Origin of the sequence: Gordonia araii NBRC 100433 (genome assembly GCF_000241265.1) — a bacterium.
GTDB lineage: Bacteria > Actinomycetota > Actinomycetes > Mycobacteriales > Mycobacteriaceae > Gordonia > Gordonia araii.
The window spans coordinates 1-22,912 of record NZ_BAEE01000062.1 but is presented as its reverse complement, the minus strand read 5'-3'; the positions used below and the strand labels follow the sequence as shown (position 1 = coordinate 22,912).

The 22,912-nt window shown below is 69.3% G+C and carries 23 protein-coding genes and 1 pseudogene; 5 read left to right on the top strand and 19 right to left on the bottom strand.

The genetic code is table 11. From position 1 onward, the window contains the following. Positions 1-9: 9 nt before the first annotated feature. Positions 10-426: a type II toxin-antitoxin system PemK/MazF family toxin gene (locus GOARA_RS12875; protein ID WP_040523177.1), complete on the top strand. Its 417-nt coding sequence runs from the start codon at positions 10-12 to the stop codon at positions 424-426. On the opposite strand, the gene GOARA_RS12870 is transcribed toward GOARA_RS12875, so the two are convergent. Beyond that, complete coding sequence (locus GOARA_RS12870; RefSeq protein ID WP_050947280.1) at positions 423-1,577, bottom strand: hypothetical protein; 1,155 nt, start codon at positions 1,575-1,577, stop codon at positions 423-425. The genes GOARA_RS12875 and GOARA_RS12870 overlap by 4 nt on opposite strands. Positions 1,578-1,686: 109 nt before the next feature. Between GOARA_RS12870 and rpsT the strand changes: the two genes are divergently transcribed. Further along, positions 1,687-1,947 carry a 30S ribosomal protein S20 gene (gene rpsT / locus GOARA_RS12865; RefSeq protein WP_007322828.1) on the top strand — a complete coding sequence of 87 codons (261 nt, stop codon included), beginning with the start codon at positions 1,687-1,689 and terminating at the stop codon, positions 1,945-1,947. A 174-nt stretch (positions 1,948-2,121) separates the two neighbouring features. On the opposite strand, the gene holA is transcribed toward rpsT, so the two are convergent. The 5 genes from holA to GOARA_RS12840 form a co-directional block, all read right to left on the bottom strand. After that, the gene (holA, locus tag GOARA_RS12860) at positions 2,122-3,084 is read right to left on the bottom strand and encodes a DNA polymerase III subunit delta (RefSeq protein ID WP_007322827.1); all 963 of its coding nucleotides are present in this window, start codon (positions 3,082-3,084) and stop codon (positions 2,122-2,124) included. Beyond that, entirely contained in the window at positions 3,081-4,586 is a 1,506-nt protein-coding gene (locus tag GOARA_RS12855) for a ComEC/Rec2 family competence protein (protein ID WP_007322826.1), read from the bottom strand. Before GOARA_RS12855 ends, holA begins: the two co-directional genes overlap by 4 nt. Continuing rightward, positions 4,579-5,541 carry a ComEA family DNA-binding protein gene (locus tag GOARA_RS12850; RefSeq protein WP_007322825.1) on the bottom strand — a complete coding sequence of 321 codons (963 nt, stop codon included), beginning with the start codon at positions 5,539-5,541 and terminating at the stop codon, positions 4,579-4,581. The genes GOARA_RS12855 and GOARA_RS12850 overlap by 8 nt, the downstream gene beginning before the upstream one ends. 69 nt (positions 5,542-5,610) lie before the next feature. Further along, on the bottom strand, positions 5,611-6,399 hold the full coding sequence (locus GOARA_RS12845) for an esterase/lipase family protein (RefSeq protein WP_007322824.1): 789 nt from the start codon (positions 6,397-6,399) through the stop codon (positions 5,611-5,613). Beyond that, positions 6,396-7,151, bottom strand: coding sequence for a hypothetical protein (locus GOARA_RS12840; protein ID WP_007322823.1), 756 nt, complete (start codon positions 7,149-7,151; stop codon positions 6,396-6,398). The genes GOARA_RS12845 and GOARA_RS12840 overlap by 4 nt, the downstream gene beginning before the upstream one ends. 143 nt (positions 7,152-7,294) lie before the next feature. On the opposite strand from GOARA_RS12840, the gene GOARA_RS12835 reads away from it, so the two are divergent. From GOARA_RS12835 to GOARA_RS12825, 3 genes are read left to right on the top strand one after another with little or no spacing between them, the layout of a single operon-like run. Next, complete coding sequence (locus GOARA_RS12835; protein ID WP_083834876.1) at positions 7,295-7,699, top strand: helix-turn-helix transcriptional regulator; 405 nt, start codon at positions 7,295-7,297, stop codon at positions 7,697-7,699. Between the two features lie 10 nt (positions 7,700-7,709). Next, a complete protein-coding gene (locus GOARA_RS12830) occupies positions 7,710-8,132 on the top strand; it encodes a VOC family protein (RefSeq protein ID WP_007322821.1) in 423 nt (140 codons plus the stop codon). Next, on the top strand, positions 8,132-8,584 hold the full coding sequence (locus GOARA_RS12825) for a hypothetical protein (protein WP_007322820.1): 453 nt from the start codon (positions 8,132-8,134) through the stop codon (positions 8,582-8,584). The genes GOARA_RS12830 and GOARA_RS12825 overlap by 1 nt, the downstream gene beginning before the upstream one ends. 30 nt (positions 8,585-8,614) lie before the next feature. Here the strand turns inward: GOARA_RS12825 and GOARA_RS12820 are convergent, their stop codons facing one another. From GOARA_RS12820 to fakA, 13 genes and pseudogenes are all read right to left on the bottom strand, one after another. Further along, the gene (locus GOARA_RS12820) at positions 8,615-9,460 is read right to left on the bottom strand and encodes a DegV family protein (RefSeq protein WP_007322819.1); all 846 of its coding nucleotides are present in this window, start codon (positions 9,458-9,460) and stop codon (positions 8,615-8,617) included. A 9-nt stretch (positions 9,461-9,469) separates the two neighbouring features. Further along, the gene (gene octT, locus GOARA_RS12815) at positions 9,470-10,225 is read right to left on the bottom strand and encodes a diglucosylglycerate octanoyltransferase (RefSeq protein WP_050947279.1); all 756 of its coding nucleotides are present in this window, start codon (positions 10,223-10,225) and stop codon (positions 9,470-9,472) included. Further along, complete coding sequence (locus GOARA_RS12810; protein ID WP_138947691.1) at positions 10,183-10,881, bottom strand: histidine phosphatase family protein; 699 nt, start codon at positions 10,879-10,881, stop codon at positions 10,183-10,185. The genes octT and GOARA_RS12810 overlap by 43 nt, the downstream gene beginning before the upstream one ends. Beyond that, positions 10,878-11,261 (bottom strand): ribosome silencing factor, encoded by a 384-nt coding sequence (rsfS, locus tag GOARA_RS12805; RefSeq protein ID WP_007322816.1) that lies wholly within the window; start codon positions 11,259-11,261, stop codon positions 10,878-10,880. The genes GOARA_RS12810 and rsfS overlap by 4 nt, the downstream gene beginning before the upstream one ends. A gap of 36 nt (positions 11,262-11,297) precedes the next feature. Further along, positions 11,298-11,831 (bottom strand): CD225/dispanin family protein, encoded by a 534-nt coding sequence (locus tag GOARA_RS20625; protein ID WP_245548427.1) that lies wholly within the window; start codon positions 11,829-11,831, stop codon positions 11,298-11,300. Between the two features lie 9 nt (positions 11,832-11,840). Further along, a pseudogene (locus GOARA_RS12800) lies at positions 11,841-13,187 on the bottom strand (amino acid permease); the annotation flags it as partial. Between the two features lie 165 nt (positions 13,188-13,352). Beyond that, entirely contained in the window at positions 13,353-14,087 is a 735-nt protein-coding gene (gene nadD, locus GOARA_RS12795) for a nicotinate-nucleotide adenylyltransferase (RefSeq protein WP_083834871.1), read from the bottom strand. 17 nt (positions 14,088-14,104) lie between these two features. Next, entirely contained in the window at positions 14,105-15,511 is a 1,407-nt protein-coding gene (locus tag GOARA_RS12790) for a vWA domain-containing protein (protein WP_007322813.1), read from the bottom strand. Continuing rightward, positions 15,511-16,467, bottom strand: a complete 957-nt coding sequence (locus GOARA_RS12785) for an AAA family ATPase (protein ID WP_007322812.1) — start codon at positions 16,465-16,467, stop codon at positions 15,511-15,513. Before GOARA_RS12785 ends, GOARA_RS12790 begins: the two co-directional genes overlap by 1 nt. Beyond that, on the bottom strand, positions 16,467-17,732 hold the full coding sequence (locus tag GOARA_RS12780; protein ID WP_007322811.1) for a glutamate-5-semialdehyde dehydrogenase: 1,266 nt from the start codon (positions 17,730-17,732) through the stop codon (positions 16,467-16,469). Before GOARA_RS12780 ends, GOARA_RS12785 begins: the two co-directional genes overlap by 1 nt. 371 nt (positions 17,733-18,103) lie before the next feature. Beyond that, positions 18,104-18,793 (bottom strand): HNH endonuclease family protein, encoded by a 690-nt coding sequence (locus tag GOARA_RS12775; protein WP_245548425.1) that lies wholly within the window; start codon positions 18,791-18,793, stop codon positions 18,104-18,106. A gap of 58 nt (positions 18,794-18,851) precedes the next feature. Next, positions 18,852-21,086, bottom strand: a complete 2,235-nt coding sequence (recG, locus tag GOARA_RS12770; protein ID WP_040523210.1) for an ATP-dependent DNA helicase RecG — start codon at positions 21,084-21,086, stop codon at positions 18,852-18,854. A 34-nt stretch (positions 21,087-21,120) separates the two neighbouring features. Continuing rightward, on the bottom strand, positions 21,121-22,806 hold the full coding sequence (gene fakA / locus GOARA_RS12765; protein WP_050947278.1) for a DAK2 domain-containing protein: 1,686 nt from the start codon (positions 22,804-22,806) through the stop codon (positions 21,121-21,123). Between the last annotated feature and the right edge of the window lie 106 nt (positions 22,807-22,912).

Genomic DNA, 22,912 nt, shown 5'->3' with positions numbered 1-22,912 from the left:
GGGCTCCGCATGACCGACCCTCAAGGACCGCATTCGTCTCCAACGGCGTCGTTGGCGCGCTCGGTCGCCTACCACCCCGATCTCGACGGTGACGCCGATCCGGGCGAGATCGTGTGGACCTGGGTTCCCTACGAGGAGGATCCCTCGCAGGGCAAGGACCGTCCGGTCCTGGTGGTCGGGCGCGACACCGCTCCCGACCGCGTGCTCGGTCTGATGCTGTCGAGCCAGTCCTACCACGCCGGCGACCCCGACTGGCGAGCCATCGGCTCGGGCATCTGGGACTCCGACAGCCGCACCAGCTATGTCCGGCTCGACCGCGTGCTCGTCATCGTCGCCGATCAGATACGGCGGGAAGGCGCCATTCTCGACCGGCAGCGTTTCGAGACGGTCGCCCTCGAACTGCGCACGCACTACGGCTGGCGCTAGCCGCCGTTCCGCGAGCCCTTCGCCCGGCGTTGCCGCGCCCTGTTGCGCACGCCGACGGCGCGGCGACGCGCTTTGCGCACCACGTTGCGCGCGGCTGATTTCCACCGCGGCGCCGGCTCCGGAACCGGGGCGACCTTCACCCAGCCGGCCAGCGCGTCCAGCGCGGCGTCGAGAACTTCCTGCCGCGTCGGCGGTTGCGCGTCGGCTCCGGCCTGCTCGGCGACGGCCAGTTCGTCGAGCGATCCGACGATGTCGTAGTCGCGTTCCGCCAGCGCGGCAGTCATCCGCTTGGCCTGTCGCGATGCCCAGAACCGCTGTTCGGCCGACAATCCTTGCGGTTCGCCCCGTTCGCCGGCGAAGAGGACCCCGCCGATGAGTTCGCCCTTCACGACCCGCTCGTAGCGCGCCCATTCGACATCGGTCGGCTGCAGGCGGTCGTTGAGCTGGCGCAGGAACTCGGCCTGAGCCGCCGAGAGCGACGAGTTGGAGCTTTCGATCGGCGCGGACAACGCGGTCGGATCGACCTGTAGGACGCTCAGGAACCGTTCCCACAGCCCGTCGCCCTGCGCGCCTCGCTGGGGCACGGTCACCACGTGGATGCGCTCCTGCGGTACCACGCGCGACCAGTCGTCGAGAATCCGGACGAAATCCTGGAACTCCCAAAACGGCCCCTCCTCGCCGTGGCTGAGATCGGCTGAATTCGCCCGCTCGGCGACCGCGTCGACGAATTCGCCGAACGTCCCCCTGCGCTGGTTCTTCACGTTCTCCTGCCATGCCGACGGCAGCTGGCGGGCCAGGTCGCGGACCGTGGCGATCACGTGCACCTCGTCGGCGAAGTCGAGATCACCGACGAGCTGAGCGATCTGCTCGGCGTTCGCGGTGGCGAACAGTTCGTGGGAGACCAGACTCGCGCCCGGCCACGCCCGCATCTGCGCGACCATCGTCGGCCAGGCCTGCTTGTGTTCCGGATCGACCCAATCCAGGTACCGTTCCGGCTGCAGGTGGGCCGCCGCGTGGAAGTGGTCGTCGATCGCGTCGCCGGGGTACAGCAGGCCGGCCGTCAACGCGTGGTCGCGGTTGCGCCACAGACGATCCTGCACGTGGGTAGTGCCGGTCTTCGGCAGGCCGATATGGACGAACACGACAGACATACCCATCACCCTAGTGTTCGGCACACGGTCGCGATTTGGGTGGCCGTGCGGCTGGCTGGTAAAGTCGACCGTCGTTGTCATCCCAGATCTATGAAGAGGACAAACTCGCGTGGCAAACATCAAATCGCAGGTCAAGCGCATCAAGACGAACGAGAAGGCGCGCCGGCGCAACCAGTCGGTCCGCTCCGCCCTGCGCACCTCGATCCGCACCTTCCGCGAGGCCGTCGAGGCCGGCGACAAGGACAAGGCGGGCGAACTGCTCGCTTCGACGAGCCGTCAGCTCGACAAGGCAGCCAGCAAGGGCGTGATCCACGCCAACCAGGCTGCCAACAAGAAGTCGGCCATGGCGCTGGCCGTCAACAAGCTCTGACGCGCGCCTGACGCCGCGACGCGGCACACTTTCGCATCACCCCGGTGACGACCACGCGGTCACCGGGGTGACTTGCGTTGAGTCGACGCCCGACGCGCCGTTCCCGCATCGTTTCGCTCTTCCCGCTTCGATCGCCGCGGGAAGAGCGAAACGGTGCGGGAGCGATGACGCGCGTTACCGTCCGCGACGGGGCCGTAAGCCCGCCACCGTCGACACGGCGTGCTCGAGGCTGTAGTCAGCGTCGGCGGCTTGTCCCTTGACGTCCCCGTTCAGCTTCGCGACGACGACGGCGGCGGCGCCGATCGATTCGGCGTCCCATGCCGCGGCCTGCGTCTGCAGCTTCTTCACCCGGCTGGGCGGCATTCCCAGTTCGGAAGCGGCCGCTTGCGGATTCGTGGAGCCGAGGCCGCGCACCCGGGCGATGCCGTGTACCGCCTCGGCCAGTGCGTCGGCCAGGATCACCCGGGGCGTGCCGTGGTGCATGGCCCAGGCCAACGCTTCCAGCGCACCCGCCCGGTCACCGGTGACCGCCTTGTCGGCGATCTCGAACCCCTTCACCTCGGCGCGGCCCGAGTAGTACGTCTCCACCGATTCGGCGGTGATCTTCCCCCCGGTGTCGGCGACCAGCTGACTGGCCGCGGCGGCCAACTCCCGCAGATCGGAACCGACGTTGGCGAGCATCAGTTCGATGACGTCGCGCGACACCCGCACTCCCGACTGCTGGAACTCCCTGCGCACGAAATCGGCCCGGTCCGACGGCCACCGCGGGGTGGCGCAGTCGATCACCGTCGCACCCGCCTTCTGCAGGACGCCGACCATCGACTTGGCCCGGCCCCCGCCCGAATGGGCGACGGCCAGGGTGATCCCGTCGGGGATCTCGGTCAGCGTCGACGCGATGACTCCGGCCGGCTCCTTGCCCGCCTCCCCAGCAGCCTCGATCACGATCACGCGCAGGTCGCCGAACAGGGACGGGCTCAGCAACTCGCTCAGTTCGGCGGCGGTGACCTCGCCCGCGCGGACGCGGGTGACGGGAACCGGCTCGGCGCTGTCGCGACCGACCTCGGCGACGACCTGGCGCACTCCCCGCTCGATCAGGAAATCGTTGTCCCCGAGAAGGAGAAAGAGTTGGTCGGTCACGACCTCAATCGTGCCAGAGATCGTCGAACCGCTCGCGCACCGACCACACCGACGCCGATGAGCAGCAGCCAAGACGGCGCAGCCGGGATCGCCGCCCACGGACCGCCGAGGAAACGCGCGACACCCAGAACCCACCACAGTGCCGGTTCGCACGCCGCGACGAGAACGCTGGCCAGCGCCGTGGTGGCCGACAGGTCCGCGGCGGAGAGCGTCATCGCCACCGCACCCAGGACCGTCACCAGCGGGATCACCGGCGCGACCGCGATATTCGCCAGGACCGCAGTCCAACTGACCTGACCGGAGATCACGGCGACGAGCGGGGCCGTGACGACGAACGCGACGGTGGACATCGCCAGGGCGTCGGCGACCCCGTGCGGCAATCCTCGGTCGACCAGCCGGTCGCGCAGCGGCGGCGACCACGCGATCAGCGCAGCGGTCGCGGCCACCGACATCGCGAAGCCCACGTCGACTGCCAGGTGGGGCCACAGCACCAGCGCCACGATGACCGCGCCCGCCAACGCTGGCATCGCCGCCCTGCTGCGCGCCGCCCCCATCGCCAACAGCCCGATGCCGCCCATGATCGACGCGCGGATGACGCTCGCCGAGAGCTGGACCAGCACGGCGAACCCGGCGGTCACCGCGAGACCCATCGCGACCGTCACGCGAATCGAACCGCCGCACACGGCGATCAGCAGCACCGCCGCACCGACGATGAGGGCGAAGTTCGCACCGGACACCGCGAGCAGGTGCGTCAACCCGGCGCGACGGAACTCCTCGTCGACCGACGGTTCACTCATGCTCGTATCCCCGAGGACCAGGCCGGGCAGCAACCCGGCGGCCCGATGTCCCAGCGAGGTCGCGCAGACTCGCCGGAACCGTTCGCGCACCGACTCCGACAGCCGATGGTGCGCCGGGGCGGCTCCGACGACCGTCGGCGGACCTCGCGCGCTCAACTGGGCGACGACGAGACCACCACCGTCGGGGATGGCGACGGTGACCAGTCCGCGCGCTCGTTGCCCGACACGCAGGTCGAGCCATCCCGACCGTGCGTCGGCTCCGCGCGTCGATGCGAACACGATCACGTCAGCCGGCCGAACGGCCCGGCCGTCCACGAGGTGCAGCCGGGCGCGCATCCACACCAGTTCTGGATTGGCCGCACTCACCTTGGGGTCCTCGGTCGCGCTGACCACGACCAGCACCGCGCCGCCCGCCAGTTGCCGCACCGGGTGAGCCTCGGCCCGGTCCACCCGGATCAGCAGCGCGACCCCCACGCCGATCGCGAGACCGGCGGCGGCCAAGACAGTTGTGGCCGCCGCCCGCGCACGACGGTCCCTTCCGGCGCGACTGACGAGAAGCAGTGCGGCGCCCCCCGACAGTGCGATCGCCGCCAGGATCGACGCCACCAGCAAACCGCGTGTCGCTCCGACGCCGATCCAGCTGATCAGCCAGCTCGCCGTCGCCGGCACGGCCAGGCGCAGGTCCAGCCGATGCGGGTCACCCATGGCCGACGGTGACCAGGTCGCGCAATCGCTGCAATCGTGCCGGCCCGATGCCGTCGACCTCGGCGAGTTGGTCGACCGAGGTGAACCTCCCGTGCGCGGCTCGCCAGTCGACGATGGCCTTCGCGGTGACCGGCCCGACGCCCGGGAGGGCATCGAGCTGTTCGAGGGTCGCGGTGTTCAGATCGACCTTGCCGGCCGCGGGCGCCGCGTCGTTGCCCGGCGCGGGCGCGGCTGGCGGTCCGGCCGGACTCCCGTCTACGCCGATCACGGCGCTGCGCAACCCGGGCCGCTCCGGCATATCGGCGAGTCCGACGACGACTTGGTCGCCATCGCGCAGTGGTCGGGCGAGATTGAGCGAGAGGAGATCGGCTCCCGGCTTGCCGCCGCCGGCCGCCCGCACGGCGTCGGCCACCCTCGACCGCGGCGGCAGGCTCCGCAATCCCGGCTTGCGGACGAGACCCACGACGCTCACGACGATCACCTGTTCCTGGGATCGCTCGTCCGGTCCCGACGAAGCGCGTGGCTCGTCGGCGGTCGAGGTGGTCGGCCCCGCGGACGCCGGGAAGTCGACCACTGGCACGACCGAGTCCGGTGTGCGCAGCGCGAAGAACGCGGCGACCAGCGTCGCCATCACGCCGACGCCGATCAGCGCCACCGCCGCGGGCGGCAGCGGACGGATCCGGTGCCCGCGATCGTCGCCGTACGACTCGTCGTTGAGGTCGGTCAGTGCGAAGTCGTCGGCGTCGGGGACGTCGTACTCGGACCATTCGCGCGACGACAACCACTGCGGCGTCGCCGCGATTCCCCACTGCTCCCCCGTAGACGGTTGCGCGGATTGTTCACCGCCAGCGGTCGACGGCTCATCCGGCGCCGCCTCTTCGGGCTCCGGCCGTGCCGCCAGCCGTGCCAGTCGCTGCCGCACGATTGCCGGTTCGGCGGCCCGCCCTCTCCCCATGGTCCGACGGTACGGCCCACGACGACCGGTTCCACGGTGGAGAAGCCGCCTGCGGAACCTGCCTGTGGATCAGGCGGAATTGTGGATATCGTCGTCGCGAGTGCGTTGTCCGACGGCGGCCACCACCAGTTTCACGGCGGTCTCGTCGTAGCCGATCAGCATGTGACCGCTGCGGATTCCCGGGTCGACGTCCTGGAGAACGATGTTCGTCGCCGTCGCGACGGCGACCGAAGCGGCCGAGGCGAAGGCGTCGCGCGAACTGGTGATGGTCGTGACGGGCACGGAGCTGGCCGACGACGCGTCGAGGGAAGCCAGATAGGCCGATCCGGGAATCAAACGCAGCGCCATCGGGCAGACCACCGAGACGACGCGGCGCACGACGGGCGCGGAGAACAGCGCGGCCCACGGCCGTCGAAAGCCATGGTTCTGGGAGCTCACGAGCACGGCGCTCGCGACCTCGGCGGAGGCCGATCGCAGGAGATCGCGGATGATCACGCCGCCGAAGGACTGTCCGACCAGCACCACGCTGTCCGCGCCGGTCACACGGCGCACCTCGGAGACGAATCGATCGAGGGCCGCGACCAGAACGGTCGGCTCGCGCGTGCCGAGGCCCGGCAGGTTGCACGCGAAGACGCGGTACCCGTCGGCGATCAACGCCGGCGCCAGGCGGTGCCAGTAGAACTCGCCGGGGACGAAGGATCCGGGCACCAGGACGACCGGGATTCCCGAACCTGCCGACCCGGTCCAATCGTTCACGCCGGCCGGCCACCCTCGCCGACCGCGAAGGGCGCTGGCCGCGGTCGCCACGACTCCCGATCCCGCGTGCAGCGCCACCCGGGCCGTCCGCGCGACGCTCACCGTAGGCCCTCGGCGGGAACGGCGACCACGACGCGTGATCGTGACTCGTTGTAGTAGCGAAACCGGAAGGTGAACTCCCAGACGCCCGACGAAGGCGGGGTCGGCGGAAGCCGGAACACCCCCTTGTCGTCGAACTCCACCGACGCGCTGATCAGCGCGTCCAAGCCATCCGGGCGACGGAAGCTCGGTGCCTCACCGATCTCCCACAGGAAGCCCGACGAGTCCAGAGGCGTCCGAAACACCAGCGGGAAGACTGTGACCGTCCGCCCGCCTATACCGACGCGGTTGTGCTCATAAGAGAAAAAGCAGCCGTCGCCGAGAACGATCTCGTGCAACGGGCTGCCGATCTCCTCCAGCCCGGGAACACCGAAATCCACGCGCGCCGTGCCCGACCCGACCAGGCTCGGCGCGCGATAGGCGGCGCGACTGAAGAACATTCGGGCGCGCGAGGGCCGGCAGGTGGGCACTGCGGTGAAATCGACGTCGAACCCGTCGGGGAACTCGACACCGATCTCGCGGATCGAGTACGGCCGCCCGTTCGGCGCCGTCGGGAACACGAAGTGCGCGGCCAGTCCGGTCGTCGCTCCCGGCTCGACCGACGTGAGTCGCAGGTCGATTTGCGGGTCGGGCAGCTCGATCGCCCGCTCGGCCCGCGGTGCCAACGCTCGTGAAATCGCGGCCGAGAATCGCGTCAGGGCGCCGTTGCGCTCCGCCGTCGCAAGCCCGTCGTTATGTACTCCCCCGTTGCTCATCGACCGACCGTAACTGACACCGCAGTCGGAGAATTGCGAAACAGCGAAGTGTCGCAACGTGACGAACATGTGGTGGACTTGATCACGTGGCCGACCAACCCGATCTCTCCACGCTCGTCATCCTCCGCAAGGTGCGCGATCGGATGGACCGCGAATACGCGCAGCCGCTGGACGTCGAGTCACTGGCCCGCGACGTCCACCTTTCGGCCGGGCATCTGAGCAGGCAGTTCAAGCTGGCGTACGGCGAGTCGCCCTACTCCTACCTGATGACCAGACGGATCGAACGCGCCATGACGCTTCTGCGTCGCGGCGATCTGTCGGTCACCGATGTCTGCTTCGCCGTCGGCTGCGCCTCCCTCGGCACCTTCAGCACCCGGTTCCGCGAACTCACCGGTGTGCCGCCCAGCGTCTATCGCGACCATTGGGATCGCCCGGAGGAACTCGCCGAACTCACCGCGATCCCCCTGCCCGGCCTGTTGCCCTGCATCGCCAAACAGATCACCAAACCGATCAGGAATCGAGAAGCGGCGGCGTCGGCACGCGCCTAGCGTGAGACCCATGGCAATCACCATCGCAAACAGTTTCCTACCCCACCTCGACGCGGAAGAATCGCTCAAGTTCTATCGCGATGTCCTCGGATTCGACGTTCGGCTCGACGTCGGCGAAGGCCAGATGCGCTGGATCACGGTCGGCCCACCCAACCAGCCGGACACCGCGATCGTGCTGCACCCGCCCGGCGTCGGCACCGACATCACCGACGAGGAGCGCGACGTTCTGCAACGCCTGATCGCGAAGGGCAGCTACTTCGGCGTCAACCTCGCCACCGATGACCTGGACGCGACCTTCGCCGCCATCGAGGCGGCCGGCGCCGACATCATCCAGGAACCCATCGACCAGGACTGGGGTGCGCGCGACGCCGCGTTCCGCGACCCGGCCGGGAATATGATCCGCATCCAGGCCGCACCGAAGGCGGCCGTCTGATGGCCCGCAACGACAGCTCCGACGGCAAGTTCAGCGAGGCCGAACGCGAGGCGATGAAAGAGCGTGCGGCCGAACTGAAGGCGGAGAAGAAGGCCGGAAAGGGCTCGGCCAAGAAGGCGCGCGAGGCCAAGGCCTGCGACGACGCGATCGCCGCGCTGTCCGGTTCGGACAAGGCCATCGCCGAGCGCTACCACCGGATCGTGACCGAGGAGGCCCCCGACCTCGACCCCAAGACGTGGTACGGATTCCCGTCCTACGCGCGCGACGGGAAGGTCGTCACCTTCGTGCAGCCGGCGTCGAAGTTCGAGACGCGCTACGCGAACATCGGTTTCGACGAGACCGCGACACTCGACGACGGTCCCTTCTGGGCCACCTCGTTCGCCGTACTGGAGATCACCGACGAGGTCGAGACGAAACTGCGGGCATTGGTCCGCAAGGCCACCGGCCGCTGACCGGGGCGGACACGCTCGGCGGCTCGGCGCTCAGTCCAACGGGGTGAGCGTCGAGCCGATCGTCACGCCGACCGCGCCCTGCCCGACGTGGACGCTCAGCACCGGGCCCAGCGGGGCGGTCACCGCGTTGACCACGTCCGGGATGCGGCCGCGCAACTCCTCCATCACCTGCTCGGCGATGTCCGGCGCGCCGCAGTGCTGGACGCCGACCGACACCGGTCGCGCACCGGCGATCTCGCATGCCGCGTCGACCATCTTCGCGACCGCCTTGGAGAACGTCCGGTGACGCTCGCGCAGGGCAAGCGAGCCGTCGACCGTGTGCAGCACCGGCTTGATCGACAGCGCCGAGCCCAGCATCCGCCCGGCAGCGCTGATCCGTCCGCTGGCACGGAGGTGATCCAGATCGGAGACGCAGATCATCGATTCGATCGTCGCCGCCTCGCGCACCGCGGCCTCGTAGACCCGGTCGCGATCGGATCCCCTCGCCGCGGCCTGCGCCGCCACGAGCGCCGTGAAGCCGACGGCGAGCCCGACCGAGCGCGAGTCGACGACGCGGACGGCACCGTCGTACTTGTCGGCGACCACGCGCGCCGCGCTCCAGGTGCTCGACAGTTTGCGGGACATGTGCACGGCGACGACGCCGTCGCCCTTGGAGTCCTTCAGCGCCTTGGCGAACGCCTTCTCCAGGTCGGCCGGAGTGGCCCCGGAGGTGGTGACGCCCGGCGTGCTGATGAGGCTGTCGGGCACTTCGTCGATGTTCTCGCGGTAGTCCTCGCCCTCGAAGACGACGTGCAGCGGGACCTGGCGGATCTTGTAGCGCTTGGCGATCTCGGGCGGCAGACAACACGACGAATCGGTGACGACGACGACGGGCACGGCTCTACGTTAGCCGGTCCGCTCAAGCGCCGCGCCGACGACCGGGGCGACGAGACCGGCGATGTCGCTGTGACACCGAAAGCCCCAGTGGATGCCGTCGGGGTTCATGTCGTCGGGATGGTCGGCGAACTCGTCGCGCGTCGTCGGATAGAAATCCACCGTCGCCAAACCGTGTTCAGCGGCCCAGGCGCGCATCGCGGCCGTCGTCGGCACTCGCCCGGCGTGCACGTTCCCGTAGTAGGGACTGGCGTGTGTGGGCGGCAGGCATACGACGATCGGAAGGTCGGGACGCAGGTGAGCCAGCGATCCGCGCACCTTCTCCAGGTACTCGATCGTGACGCGCGGCGGCAGTGCCATCGGCCACCCCGTCCGCGACGCCCGCGGCTGCACCCAGGCATAGCCGTCGCGGACGGCCTGGCGCAGCCGGGCCGGCCGCAAATAGCGGATCTGTTCGCGCAACGCCGTCGGCAGGGGCGAAGGCAGGCTGTCCATTCCGCCGTAGGCGAGCACGACCACCTCGGCCTTCGGCAGCGCGGCCCAGATCCGCGGATCCTGGGTGACGGCCCACCAGATGTCGCGACTCGTCCAGCCGATACGACCGAACAATTCCACGGGAGCGCCGAGCCGCTGCCCCACCAGGTTCGGCCAGATCCGCTCGTCGTCGGCGGCGAGCCCGCCCTTGGGCCCGTAGTAGGCCAGTGAATCCGACAGGACGACAATGCTCACGACTCGTCGACCCCGCTGTTCCAGACGTCGAGCCGCCATTTGATGACCGATTCGGCGAGTTCATGGCCGGACAACTGCACCCACCCGGCGTTGGCCAAACCACCCAACACCGGCCAGTTGGCGACCGGCAACTGCAGCAGCGATGCGGTGAGCGCGGCGATCGAGCCGCCGTGGGCGACGAGGACCACCGGCGACTCGGGCCGCTGCCCCGACCCCCACTCGGGCAGCGCCACCAGCAGATCGTCGACGACGGGTCTAATGCGTTCGGCGACATCGACGCGTGATTCGCCCTCCGGCGGCGACCAGGTCGCGTCGTCGCGCCAGATCCGCCGGGCGCCCGGTGCTACCGCGTCGACCTCGGCGTGGGTTAACCCTTGCCACCGGCCCAGGTGCGTCTCCCGCAGGCGCGGATCGCGGTCGACGCCCAAACCGGTCAGCTTGCCCAGCTGATCGGCGGTCTCGGCCGCGCGGCGCAGGTCTGACGACCGGATCAGCAGCGGGTCGCGCTGCGCCAGCGCCGAGGCCGCGGCGATCGCCTGCCGGTGACCGCGCTCGGACAGGTCGGTATCGAGCTGGCCCTGCATCCGGCTAGCCGCGTTGTAGTGGGTCTCGCCGTGGCGCCACAGCACGAGGCGACGAACGACCGGGGTGAGCCGCTCGACACTGGTGTCGTGGGTATCGGGTCCGGCCATCACCGCGGTTGCGCCTCGGGGGCCTCCGGGAGGTCGAGTTCGATCTGGGGACAGTCCTTCCACAGCTTCTCCAGCGCGTAGAACTCACGCTCGTCGGCATGGAGGATGTGGACCACGACATCGGTGTAGTCCAGCAGCGCCCATCGGCCTTCGCGCGCACCTTCGCGGCGCGCCGGCTTGTGGCCCGCTTCGCGCATCTTGTCCTCGACCTCGTCGACGATCGAGTTGACCTGCCGCTCGTTGTCGGCGGACGCGATGACGAAGACGTCGGTGATGACGAGTTGCGCGGAGACGTCGATGGCGACGACGTCCGTGGCTAGTTTGTCGGCGGCGGCAGCCGCGGCGATCCGCGCCACTTCCACCGATTCTGGTGCTGCGGTCATGGGTTACAGCGTCTCACGCCGAACACACCTCCACAGCTACCGGGTACTGATGATCAGCCAGGCCAGCACCGCCAAGATCACGACGACACCGACCACCGCTGCGATGACCGCGGCGGTGCGCGACGTCGACGCCGACCGCCGCGCGAGTTCGTACTCGCCGTCTTGCCACTGGGGTTTGACCGAGGCCGCCTTGAACACGGCGAACAGGCCGATCGGCCAGAACAAGGCACACGAGAGGACGGCCCAGAGGAAGTTGTCCTTGGGCTCGGGGCCGGCTTCCTCGGGTGAGAGGCGGCGCGGTGCCGGTTGCGGCGCGGGCGCGGGTGGGACAACGGGCGCCGGTTCGGGGTCGGCAATCCTCTCGATCTCGGTCGTCACGTCGCTCGCCGAGACGCCCGCCGGAACGATATTCGCCGTCGCCTCGTCCGCCGCGCGCGCGGTCGTCGCAGCGCCGGCGACAGCGGCACCGACCGCCGCGGCACCAGCACCGACCGCCGCCGGCACCGACGCGCCGGTACCGGCGATCGGCGCGGTGACACCGACACCGGCCTGCGCGGCACGGCTTTGCATCAGGGCCCGCCAGATCAGGTACCCGATGATCACGAGGGCGAACCAGATGGCACCGACGACAAGGGCGGTACGACCGGACTCGGTGAAGAAGAGCAGCAAGAGCACGCCGACGAAGAGCGCCAGCGCGGCGACCGAGGTATACGGGGCGCCCGGCACCGGGTACTCCGACGGCGGCAGCAGTCCCTTCTTGGTCCGGTTGCGGTAGACGAGGTGGCTGGCGATGATCGTCGACCACACCACGAGGATGCCCACCGTCGCCACCGAGATGATCCACATGAACGCCCGCTGCGAATCGAAGTAGTTGATCACCACGCCGACAACCATGACCGCGGCCGACAGCACGATCCCGGCGATCGGCACGTGCCGCGACGACAGGCCCGAAAGCTGGCGCGGCGCGTCACCGCGCATCGAAAGCGAGCGCAGCATGCGGCCCGTCGAATAGATACCGGCGTTGCACGACGACAGCGCGGCGGTCAGCAGCACGAAGTTGATGATGCCGGCGGCGCCCGGGATCCCGACGTCTTCGAAGACCTGGACGAACGGGCTGACGCCCTCACGGTAGTTGCGCCAGCCCTTCACGCACAGGATGACGAACAGGGCGCCGACGTAAAAGATCGCGATACGGAACGGCACGGCGTTGATCGCCTTGCGCAGGGTGACCCGGGGGTTCTGGGCCTCACCGGCCGTGACGCCGACCAACTCGACGCCGACGTAGGCGAACATGACGATCTGCAGCGCCAGCAGCGCGTTCCAGTAGCCGGTCGCGAAGAAGCCGCCGTCGTTCCACAGGTTGGTGACCGACGGGCCGACCTCCGGGCCGAATCCCGCGATCGGCAGCAGCACCGCGGCGCCGATGACGATCATGCCGATGATCGTCGCGATCTTGATGCTGGCGAACCAGAACTCGGCGCGGCCGAACACGCCAACCGAGATCAGGTTGGCGGTGAACAGCGCTCCCAGGGCGACGAGCGCGGTCACCCAGACCGGGATCGACGGCCACCAGTAGTTGATGTAGATGCCGGCGACGGTGATCTCCGCCATGCAGGTGGTCACCCAGACGGCCCAGTAGGTCCACCCTTGGCTGAAACCGGCGAAGCGGCCGAGGAACTCGTCCGCGTATTCGCTGATGCCACCGGCGACGGGCCGGTACATCAACAGCTCCCCCAGCGCGCGCATCACGACGAACACACCGAGGCCCGCAACCAGGTAGGCCAGAATGAGCGCTGGACCGGCCTTCTCGATGGCGGCACCGGAACCGTAGAACAGCCCGATACCGATCGCACCGCCCAGCGCGATCATTTGAACCGTTCGCTGCGTCAGCCCGCGCTGATAGCCGGCGTCGGTATCCACGGCCACCGGGTGCGGCGGGCCGGCCGGAGTGGGTTCAGTGATCGTCACAGGTGCAATCCTTCGACTCGGTACGGGCGAATCTGGGCGACTCGTCGGCAAACTGCGAAACACTCTAGCGAGCAGTGCGAGATGTGGCGCGGTTGCAGCGAATTCGTCACGCGCACGCCACGATCACCCCGGTGCCGACACGCTCGGACCGGAGTGCGGCCAGCGCCGATAGAGCCCGCGCTTGGCGATGTACTGCACCACGCCGTCGGGCACCAGGTACCACACGGGCTGCCCGGCGGCGGCGCGCGCACGACACTCCGTCGACGAGATCGCCAACGCGGGAATCTCCAGCATTTGCAGCGTGTCCGGCGGTAGCTCCCTCAGGTGCTTGGCCAGATGCGTCGCCGAGAGTTCGTACCCGGGCCGGCTGACACCGATGAAATGCGCCAGCGAGAACAGCTCGTCGAACTCCTGCCAGGAGAGGATCGATTCCAGCGCGTCAGCCCCGGTGATGAAGAACAGCTCCGCGTCGGGCAGCAGGCGCTTCAGGTCGCGCAACGTGTCGACGGTATAGGTGTTGCCCTCGCGGTCGATATCGACGCGGCTCACCGAGAACCGCGGATTGGACGCGGTCGCGATGACGGTCATCAGATAGCGGTCCTCGGCTGGGCTAACGTCGCGCGGCGACACCACCTGGCCGGGCTCGGCATCGCCGTCACCGGTCTTCTGCCACGGGCGTCCGGTCGGGACGAAGATGACCTCGTCGAGTCCGAACCGGTGCGCCACTTCGCTGCCCGCCACGAGGTGGCCGTTGTGAATCGGATCGAAGGTGCCGCCCATGACGCCGACTCGGCGGCGACGGCGAGGCCCGGCGGGCACACGGTCACGACCCGGAGAGGTCGGCCCATCTGCTGACATGCGGCCAAAGCTTACGCTCACACGGGCAGCAGGTCACCAATCACCCTGGCGAGTTGCTCGGCGTTGCGGCACTCGTACATATCGATGATCTCCGCGTAGACATCGGCGTCGGAGTCGCCGCTGCCCCACTCCTCGCGACGTTCCGGATTCAGCCAGTACGAGTGGCGAACCTTCTCCGTCAGCGTCTGCAGCGACTCCTTCTCCGTCCAGTGATAGTTGTTGCGCGCATCGCCCAGAATGAGCAGCGCGCCACGATGCGTCAGCGAGTCGAGGTAGTCGCGGGCGAAGCCCTTGAGCATGTGGCCGTAGTCGGAGTGGCCGTCGCGGGTCGAGATCCTCGCCTTGGTGATCATCTCGTGCATGACCTCGCCGAAGGACTCGTCGGCCTGGCCCCGGTCGAAATAGTCGGTGACCTCGTCGACGGTGTCGACGAACGCGAACACCCGCACCTTCGAGAACTGTTGGCGCAACGCGTACACGAGCTGCAGGGTGAACTTGGAGAAGCCCGACACCGAGCCGGACACATCGCAGATGATCACCAGCTCGGGGCGTCCGGGCCGCGGGCGGCGATGGGTCAGCTTGATCGGCACGCCGCCGGTCGACATGGAGGCGCGCAGCGTGCGGCGCACATCGACCGGGCCGTGGCGCGCACGCCGGCGCCGGATCTCCAGCCGGGCGGCGAGCAGACGCGCCAGCGGTTCCACCGTTCGCCGGATCTGCGCCAGGTCGCGGGCGCTGGAATGCAGGAAGCTCATGTGTTCGGGCAGCTTGGGCACCGCGTAGTCGGCGACGCGGTCACGCCCGTGGCGCCCGGCCATCCGACGCTGCGTCTCCGACTCGATGGCGGCCCGCAGATTGGCCGCACGATCGGCCGCGGCGCGTCGGTACCGGGGCTGGGTGCCGGCACGAACCCCCGGTTCGTCGTCGCCTGCACCGCGCGCCATGGCGGCCGCGATAGCAGCGATCAGGGTCTGGGGATTAATCGTCGACGTCGCCTGGTATGCGGAGAAGGCTTCGCCCCGCGCACCCTCGTAGCTGCCGAACTGGTCGACGATGAGCGCCACCATCTCGCTTTGCCGCCCGTCGGCGGCAGCCTGGTCGTCGGCCATGACCTCGGCGACCATCTGGCGGAACGCCTCGACGTCGGCGTTGCCGTCGGCGTCGCGCGGGACGTCCACATCGGTGGTCCGCGCGCCGCTGCCCAGCGGGAACCAGAGATCGAAGGCGCGGTCGAAGACGTCGCGGTGCATGCTGGTCGACAGCAGCGTCGCGGCAAGGCCTTCCCGGAACTGTTCGCGGTCCAGCAGATCCAGGACCTCCACCGCCTTACCTGCGTCGAGGAGGGCGGCCGGGCCGATGTCGATACCGCGGCGCCGCAGCTCGTCGACGAATTCGACGAGGTGATCGATGAACGGCGACGACATCACTCGTGATTCAGCTTGAGTTCTTTGCGTGCGGTGGCGAGATCGGGGCGGTGCTTGAGGACGACGCCGAGCGTTCGGGAGATCAGCGAATCGTCGATCCGGCCCTTGACGAGCTTGGCCTCGGGCGTGCCGGCCTTCGCGCCCGCCGATAGCGCGAGCAGCGTGTTGCCCCAGTCGATCGTCTCCGACACCGACGGCTTCTTGCGGATGTCGAGGCCGCGCAGCGCCCCGATCACCCGGACCACCTCGGCGGCGAGCGCGGACGGCAACTCCGGCACCCGGCTCGCCAGGATCTCCTTCTCGCGCGCCGCGTCGGGGAAGTCGATGTGCAGGTAGAGACACCGGCGCTTGAGCGCCTCGGACAGCTCGCGGGCCGCGTTGGACGTGAGGATGACGATCGGCCGCTGGGTGGCGCGCACCGTTCCCATCTCGGGGATCGAGACCGCGAAGTCCGACAGGACCTCCAGCAGCAGGCCCTCCATGTCGACGTCGGCCTTGTCGACCTCGTCGATGAGCAGCACCGTCGGCTCCGATCGCGAGATCGCCTTCAACAGGGGCCGCGGCAACAGGAATTCGTCGGAGAAGATGTCGGCCTTCGTGTCGTCCCACTCCCGGGCGCCGGTCGACTGGATGTGCAGGATCTGCTTGGCGTGGTTCCACTCGTAGAGCGCGCGGGCCTCGTCGAGGCCCTCGTAACACTGCAGGCGGACGAGGTCGGCACCGATGGCCGACGCCACGGCCTTGGCCAGCTCGGTCTTGCCGACGCCGGCCGGGCCTTCGACCAGCAGCGGTTTGCCGAGCCGATCGGCGAGGTAGGTCGCCGTGGCGGTGGCCGCGTCCGGCAGATATCCGGTGTCACTCAGTCGCTCGGCGACGTCGTCGACCGACTCGAAAGCGGGCACGATCGTCGTGTCCGCGCTGCTGGCGCCCTTCGTGGCCTTCCCTTCGCGCGCCATCAGACGGGCCGAATCTGGCCGTCGCCCCACACGACCCACTTCGACGAGGTCAGTTCGGGCAGACCCATCGGACCGCGCGCGTGCAGCTTCTGCGTCGAGATGCCGATCTCGGCGCCGAAGCCGAACTGCTCGCCGTCGGTGAAGGCGGTGGAGGCGTTGACGATCACGGCGGCGGCGTCGACGCGCTTGGTGAACTCGTTGGCCGCGGCGAGGTCGGAGGTGATGATCGCCTCGGTGTGGCCGGTGCCGTACCGGCCGATGTGGTCGATGGCCTCGTCGAGTCCGGCGACACGGCGCACCGCGATGTCCAGCGACAGGTACTCGTCGCTCCAGTCACGCTCGTCAGCCGGTTCCATCCCCTCTTCGTCGCCGTGAATGGTGACGCCGGCCGCCTTCAGGGCATCGGTGATGCGCGGCAGGGCCACGTCGGCGATCTGTTCGTCGATGAGGACCGTCTCGGCGGTGTTGCACACGCTGGGCCGGCGGGTCTTGGCATTGATGACGACTGTTTCGGCCATGTCGAGGTCGGCGGCGGAGTGCACGTACACGTGGCAGTTTCCGGTGCCTGTCTCGATGGTCGGGACGGTGGCGTTGGCGACGACGGCGTTGATCAGGCCGGCACCGCCGCGCGGGATCACCACGTCAACCAGTCCTCGTGCCCGGATGAGCGCGGTGACACTCGCCCGGTCGTGCGCGGGCAGCAGCGCCACCGCGTCCGGGTCGACGCCGTGGGATACCAGGACGTCGCGCAGCACGGCCACCAGCGCGGCGTTCGAGTCGGCGGCGGAACTGGAGCCGCGCAGCAGTACCGCGTTGCCCGATTTGAAGGCGATGCCGAACGCGTCGACGGTCACGTTCGGGCGGGCCTCGTACACGATTCCGACGACGCCCAGCGGCACGCGCACCTGGCGCAACGTCAGGCCGTTCGGCAGGGTCTTGCCGGCGAGCACCTCGCCGATCGGATCGGGCAGCGCGGCGACCTGACGCAGCCCGTCGGCGATCCCCGTGACCCGGTCGGGAGTCAGACGCAGGCGATCCAGGAGGCTGGCCTCGATCCCGTCGGCCTCCGCGCGGGCGAGGTCGGCGGCGTTCGCCGTGAGAATCTTCTCCTGTGCGGCCTCGATGGCGTCGGCGGCAGCGGTGAGCACGGCGTTCTTGGCTGCGGTCGAGAGCCCGACCAGGCTCCGCGACGCCGCCTTGGCCGCCGTGGCCAGCGCGGTCACCTCCGCGGTCACGGCATCCGTGTCGACGGCGGGTGCACTCATCAGGTTCCTTCGTTCAGAGATTCGTCTTCCCACCAGGTTAACGCCGTGACCGAAGGCATCCTTCCGAGGGCCAGATCGTGCGGGCTCCTGGGTGGTCGAGTGCCGGCGAGCCGCTAGGCGAGCCGGCGTATCGAGACCCAGTGCGCCACATGGATCGATATGGCACACCGGTGCGGTGATCTCGATACACCCGAGTCGCTGCGCTCCTCGGGCACCGGTGGGTTGAGTGACCGCGACGAAGGAGCGGTCGTATCGAAACCTCGATCACCCAAATGGACCCGTCAGCTGGAGCCCGCACGCTTCCCGTTTGGGTGGTCGAGTGCCGGCGAGCCGCAAGGCGAGCCGGCGTATCGAGACCCGGCGAGACGACGTCATTCGCACCGGCGAAGCGCTCTCTCCAGCGTCTGCGCCGACGGTTCGTCCAACAGCACCGGGTAGGCGGCGAGCACCGCGACGAATTGTTTGGCGTATTGACAGTGGAAGCCGCGCGCGGGCGGCATCCACCGAGCCGGCTCGAGGTCGCGCTTGTCCTGGTTCGACCTTTCGTCGACGGCGACGAGGTTGGCCGGGTCGTTGGCGAAGCGCAGACGCGCGGTCGGCGGCCAGCCGTGCGCGCCCATGTCCCACGCGTAGGACAGCGGCACGATGTGGTCGATCTGGACCGCGGTGGCGCGGCTGCGCCGAAACACGAGCACCCGCCCGGTGTACGGGCTGCGCAGTCTCCCGGCGGTCACCGTCGCGGCGCAGCGCGGCCCGGTGGTCGTGACGACTTCGTCGAGGTCGCGACGCAGGATGTCGTTGCGCGTGTCGCAGGCGTTGTTGCCGCCGAACACATCGGTGGCGTCCGCCCACGCCGCCCCGAACGCGGCGCGCCGGTAGTCCTGTCGATGCGGAAGCCGCGCGGCGACGCGCGGGATGCGCTCCAGTTCCGCCAGCCCGATCGCGGCCGACGACAGTGACGGTCGCCGATGATCGACCGCCAACGACCCGGCGGCGAACACCGCCAGCGCGGTGCAGCCGATGATCGCCAACCACGCCCGACGCGGCAGCCCTCTCGTCATGCGCATCATGCGGACTTAGACGCGGCGCACCCGCATCCGGTTCCCGCGACGACACCCGTCAGGATTTGTCGAGGAACTCAGCGCGCGATCCGACGACGGCGTCGACGATCATGGCGGCACCCGGATTGCCTGCGAGAGTGAAGTGCTCGTCGACGACGGATCGGGCGAGTTCGCGGGCGTCTGCGATGATCTCGGCGTCGGTCAGCAGCGAGAGGAATCGCAGCGACGACGAACCGCCCGACTGCAGTTCGCCGAGTACGTCGCCCTCGCGCCGCTCGGCCAGGTCGAGGCGCGCCAGTTCGAAGCCGTCCGTCGTGCCCGCGACCGCGGTCAGCCGCCGGAACGGTGCCGACGCCTCCGGGACCGCCGTGACCAGCAGACACAGGCCGGGCAACCCGCCACGACCGACACGACCGCGGAGCTGGTGCAGCTGCGAGACCCCGAACCGGTCGGCGTCGATGATGATCATCATCGACGCGTTGGGCACGTCGACGCCCACCTCGATCACCGTCGTCGACACCAGGACGTCGACCTCCCCCGCGGTGAACGCGTCCATGACGGCGGCCTTCTCGTCGGACGGCATCCGGCCGTGCAGCATCTCGACCCGGCATTGGGGCAGTCGGGCGATCGCCTCGTCCAACAGGTTCAGCAGGGCGATCGGCTCGCGTTTGTTCTCTTCGCCCTGCTTCTTGGCCGCCTTCTTCTCGCTCACCTCGTCGCCGATCCGTGAACACACGACGTACACCTGCCGGCCGGCGGCGACCTCTTCGGCCGCGCGCTCCCACACGCGGTTCATCCAGGCCGGCTTGCCCATCGGCACGACCGAACTGCTGATCTCCTGGCGCCCCTTGGGCAGTTCGGTGAGCACCGAGGTCTCCAGGTCCCCGAACACCGTCATCGCGACCGTGCGCGGAATCGGCGTCGCCGTCATCACCAGGTGGTGGGGAACGCGGCCGCCGGACGCCTTCGCCTTGAGCACGTCGCGCTGCTCGACGCCGAATCGGTGCTGCTCGTCGACGACGACGAGACCGAGGTCGAAGAACTCGACGTTGTCCTGCAACAACGCGTGCGTGCCGATGACGATCCCCGACGTACCCGTCATCACGTCCAGCAGCGCCTGGCGTTTGTCGGCGGTGCGCTGCGACCCGGTGACCAGCGTGATCGTCGTCGCGCCGTCGGCCGCCCCGAGTTCGCCGCCCAGGCCCAAGTCGCCGAGCATGCCGCGAATCGTGCGGTAGTGCTGCGCCGCGAGGACCTCGGTGGGTGCGAGAAGCGCGCACTGCTGACCGTTGTCGACGACGCGCGACATCGCCAGCAGGGCGACGAGGGTCTTACCCGAGCCGACCTCTCCTTGCAGCAGGCGGCTCATCGGCACGCTGGCATCGAGTTCGTCGTCGATCTGGGCGAGCACCGTCGTCTGCCCGTCGGTAAGGGTGAACGGCAAGCGCTGCCGCAGCGCGTCTTCCAGTCCGCCGCTCACGTGGGGGCACGCCTTCGCCGTCTCGGCCCGGCCGAGCAACGCGCGCTGGGCCAGGATCAGCTGCATGGCGTAGGCCTCGTCGAAGCGCAGGCGTTCACGCGCGGCTTCGACCTCGTCCAGGTCGTCGGGCACGTGAATCGCCCGCCATGCCTCCTGAGTCGTCATCAACCCGCGTTCCTCGCGCTGCTCCGGGGTCAACGCATCGGGAACGGGCGCCAACTCCCCCAGCACGCGGCGGACCGCGCGCCAGATGACCCAGGTCTGCACGTCCTTGGTCGCCGGGTAGATCGGCAGAATCGCGCGGTCGAAGGCGTCGTCGAGACTGACCTCGTCGCCGGTCGCGGCCTCGCGGGCCTCCTGTTCGACGGCGTAGAGCTGCTGCATCATCGAGTTCCCGACCGCGGCGACGTCGGGATCGGCCCCGTCGGGGAGGACCGCCCATTCCGGGTGGGAGAGCTGCACCCGGCCCTGGTAGAGACCGACCTTTCCGGCCATCATCACGCGCGCGCCCGGCCGCAGTTTGTTCTTGATGTAGCGCGGATTGAAGAAGCTCGCCTCGTACACCCGCGCATCGTCGTCGACGAGCACCTTGAGGAACTGCCCGTTGCGACGTTTCATCCGGATCATGTCGGCACGCGTGATCCGCCCGACGATGGTGATCCATTCCCCCGCCTCGGGCAGTTCGTCGGAGGCGACCACACCTGCTTGGGCGTAGCGACGCGGCGTGTAGAAGAGCAGTTGGCCGACCGTCTCGAGTCCGAGCGCGGCGAGCTTGGCGGCGGTGTCGCCGTCGAGGACCTCGGCCAACGGCATCGCCGAGGTCACCGATCCCGTGTCGCTCACCGGTTCACTCAACTCCCACCTGCAGGACGGAGTCGGCCTGGCCGCACGGGTACACGTTGAGTTCGACACCGGGGTGGACCCGACGAACATGGTCCTCCAGGCCCGCGATGACATCGGGATGCTCGTCGAGCAGGCGTCCGCCCAGGACGGTAATCATCTCGCCGCCGGTCGCGAGCATCAGGTCGAGGAGCGCGGTCGTCGCGGTCAGCGGATCATGCCCGATCACCAGCGCATCCGAACCGATGTAGCCGAGCATGTCGCCCGGCTCGCTCGTTCCGGCCAGCGTCATCATCCGCTCCGCGACCCTGCGCACCGACCCCCACCTGGTCCCGGCCGCGGCCTCGGCCATGGCGTAGGCGTCGACGTCAGGCGACTCGGTCGGGTCGTGCACGGCCAGCGCCGACAAGCACTGGACCATCGACAGGGTCGGGATGAACACGACGGTGCGGTGGGCCGAGCGCGCCCCGGCCGCCACGGACACCAATTCCTGCGAGGCGAGCTCACCGTTGGCCATGACGATGACGTGAGCGGCGTCGGTGGCCCGGATCGCCTCGGCCACCGGATCGGCGGACACCCCGTCGTCGGCGCGGACCACGGCGGCGCCGGCATCGGCGAACAGCTCCTGCGCGCCCTCCCCCTTCGCGACGACGACGATGGCGCGCTTGTGACGCGGCAGCGGCTCGTCGGGCGCGCTGGACCGCAGCGCGTCGAGGGCGAAGCAGGAGATCCGCACGTCGCTGATGGTGCCGACCACGGCACCCGCCTCCACCGCTTTACCCGGCTCGTTGGTGTGCACGTGCACCGAGAAGCGCTCCCCGTCGGCGCTGCTGTCGCCGACGATCACGACCGCGTCGCCGATCTCGGCCAGGTAGTCGCGCAACCGGCCGATGCGCTCGTCGGCCATGCCGTCGAGCAGGTACATGACCTCGAAATCCATGTCGCTGCTGCCGTCGCAGGCCTCGTCGGCCCGCATGAGCGGCAGGTCGCGGTCGACGAGCAGCCCGCGGTAGTTCCGCCGGCGGTTCGCGACGCCGGTCAGCACCAGCACCATCGCGTCGAGCAGCACCAACATGCCGCGGCCCCCGGCGTCGACAACACCCGCGTACGCCAGTTCCGCGAGTTGCTCGGGGGTGCGCTCCAGCGCGTCCGCCGCCGCTTCGGCGGCCGCGCGCGCCAAGTCCGCGGGCGAGGCCGCGGCGTTGTCGTGGGCCGCGGTGGCGGCCTCGCGCAGGACGGTCAGCACGGTGCCCTCTCGCGGGTCGCTGACCGCGCGCACCGCCGCCAGGGAGGCCAGTTGCAGTCCGCCGGCGAACAGCCGGGCGAAGGAGTGGTCGCGCTCGGTCTCGGCGATCGCGGCCGCGTCGGCGACGCCGACGAGTACCTGGGACAGGATGATCCCCGAGTTTCCGCGTGCGCTGCCAACGGCGGCGTCAGCCATCGCCCGAGTCACGGTGGCGACGTCGGCCCCGGGTTCGGCCTGCTCGGCCGCCTCGGCCGCGGCGGCCATCGTGAAGGCCATGTTGGAACCCGTGTCGGAATCGGGGATCGGGAAGACGTTGAGTTCGTTGATCTCCGCGCGCGCGGCGGTCAATCCGTCGGCCGCCGCCCGTGCCCAGTCGCGCAGCAACTGCGGGTTGACCCGGGGTGGGCGGTCACCGCGCGACGCTGTGGCTGGGGCAGAATCCGACATTGGAATTGAGATTAGCCCAGCGGCCGGATTTGGATGCCGCCCCGCGCTGCGGCTATCCTGGTCAGGTTGCGATCTGCGCCCCGTGCCGGGCCGACAGATCATGCAT

What these genes read in the sequence shown, in the direction of transcription:
- GOARA_RS12875 (WP_040523177.1), top strand. Translation starts at nt 10, where the DNA reads ATGACCGACCCTCAAGGACCGCATTCGTCTCCAACGGCGTCGTTGGCG.
- GOARA_RS12870 (WP_050947280.1), bottom strand. Translation starts at nt 1,577, where the DNA reads ATGTCTGTCGTGTTCGTCCATATCGGCCTGCCGAAGACCGGCACTACC.
- GOARA_RS12855 (WP_007322826.1), bottom strand. Translation starts at nt 4,586, where the DNA reads ATGGGTGACCCGCATCGGCTGGACCTGCGCCTGGCCGTGCCGGCGACG.
- GOARA_RS12850 (WP_007322825.1), bottom strand. Translation starts at nt 5,541, where the DNA reads ATGGGGAGAGGGCGGGCCGCCGAACCGGCAATCGTGCGGCAGCGACTG.
- GOARA_RS12840 (WP_007322823.1), bottom strand. Translation starts at nt 7,151, where the DNA reads ATGAGCAACGGGGGAGTACATAACGACGGGCTTGCGACGGCGGAGCGC.
- GOARA_RS12835 (WP_083834876.1), top strand. Translation starts at nt 7,295, where the DNA reads ATGGACCGCGAATACGCGCAGCCGCTGGACGTCGAGTCACTGGCCCGC.
- GOARA_RS12830 (WP_007322821.1), top strand. Translation starts at nt 7,710, where the DNA reads ATGGCAATCACCATCGCAAACAGTTTCCTACCCCACCTCGACGCGGAA.
- GOARA_RS12825 (WP_007322820.1), top strand. Translation starts at nt 8,132, where the DNA reads ATGGCCCGCAACGACAGCTCCGACGGCAAGTTCAGCGAGGCCGAACGC.
- octT (WP_050947279.1), bottom strand. Translation starts at nt 10,225, where the DNA reads ATGGCGGCTCGACGTCTGGAACAGCGGGGTCGACGAGTCGTGAGCATT.
- rsfS (WP_007322816.1), bottom strand. Translation starts at nt 11,261, where the DNA reads ATGACCGCAGCACCAGAATCGGTGGAAGTGGCGCGGATCGCCGCGGCT.
- GOARA_RS20625 (WP_245548427.1), bottom strand. Translation starts at nt 11,831, where the DNA reads ATGCAAAGCCGTGCCGCGCAGGCCGGTGTCGGTGTCACCGCGCCGATC.
- nadD (WP_083834871.1), bottom strand. Translation starts at nt 14,087, where the DNA reads ATGTCAGCAGATGGGCCGACCTCTCCGGGTCGTGACCGTGTGCCCGCC.
- GOARA_RS12790 (WP_007322813.1), bottom strand. Translation starts at nt 15,511, where the DNA reads ATGTCGTCGCCGTTCATCGATCACCTCGTCGAATTCGTCGACGAGCTG.
- GOARA_RS12785 (WP_007322812.1), bottom strand. Translation starts at nt 16,467, where the DNA reads ATGGCGCGCGAAGGGAAGGCCACGAAGGGCGCCAGCAGCGCGGACACG.
- GOARA_RS12780 (WP_007322811.1), bottom strand. Translation starts at nt 17,732, where the DNA reads ATGAGTGCACCCGCCGTCGACACGGATGCCGTGACCGCGGAGGTGACC.
- GOARA_RS12775 (WP_245548425.1), bottom strand. Translation starts at nt 18,793, where the DNA reads ATGACGAGAGGGCTGCCGCGTCGGGCGTGGTTGGCGATCATCGGCTGC.
- recG (WP_040523210.1), bottom strand. Translation starts at nt 21,086, where the DNA reads ATGCCGTTGGCCGAGGTCCTCGACGGCGACACCGCCGCCAAGCTCGCC.
- fakA (WP_050947278.1), bottom strand. Translation starts at nt 22,806, where the DNA reads ATGTCGGATTCTGCCCCAGCCACAGCGTCGCGCGGTGACCGCCCACCC.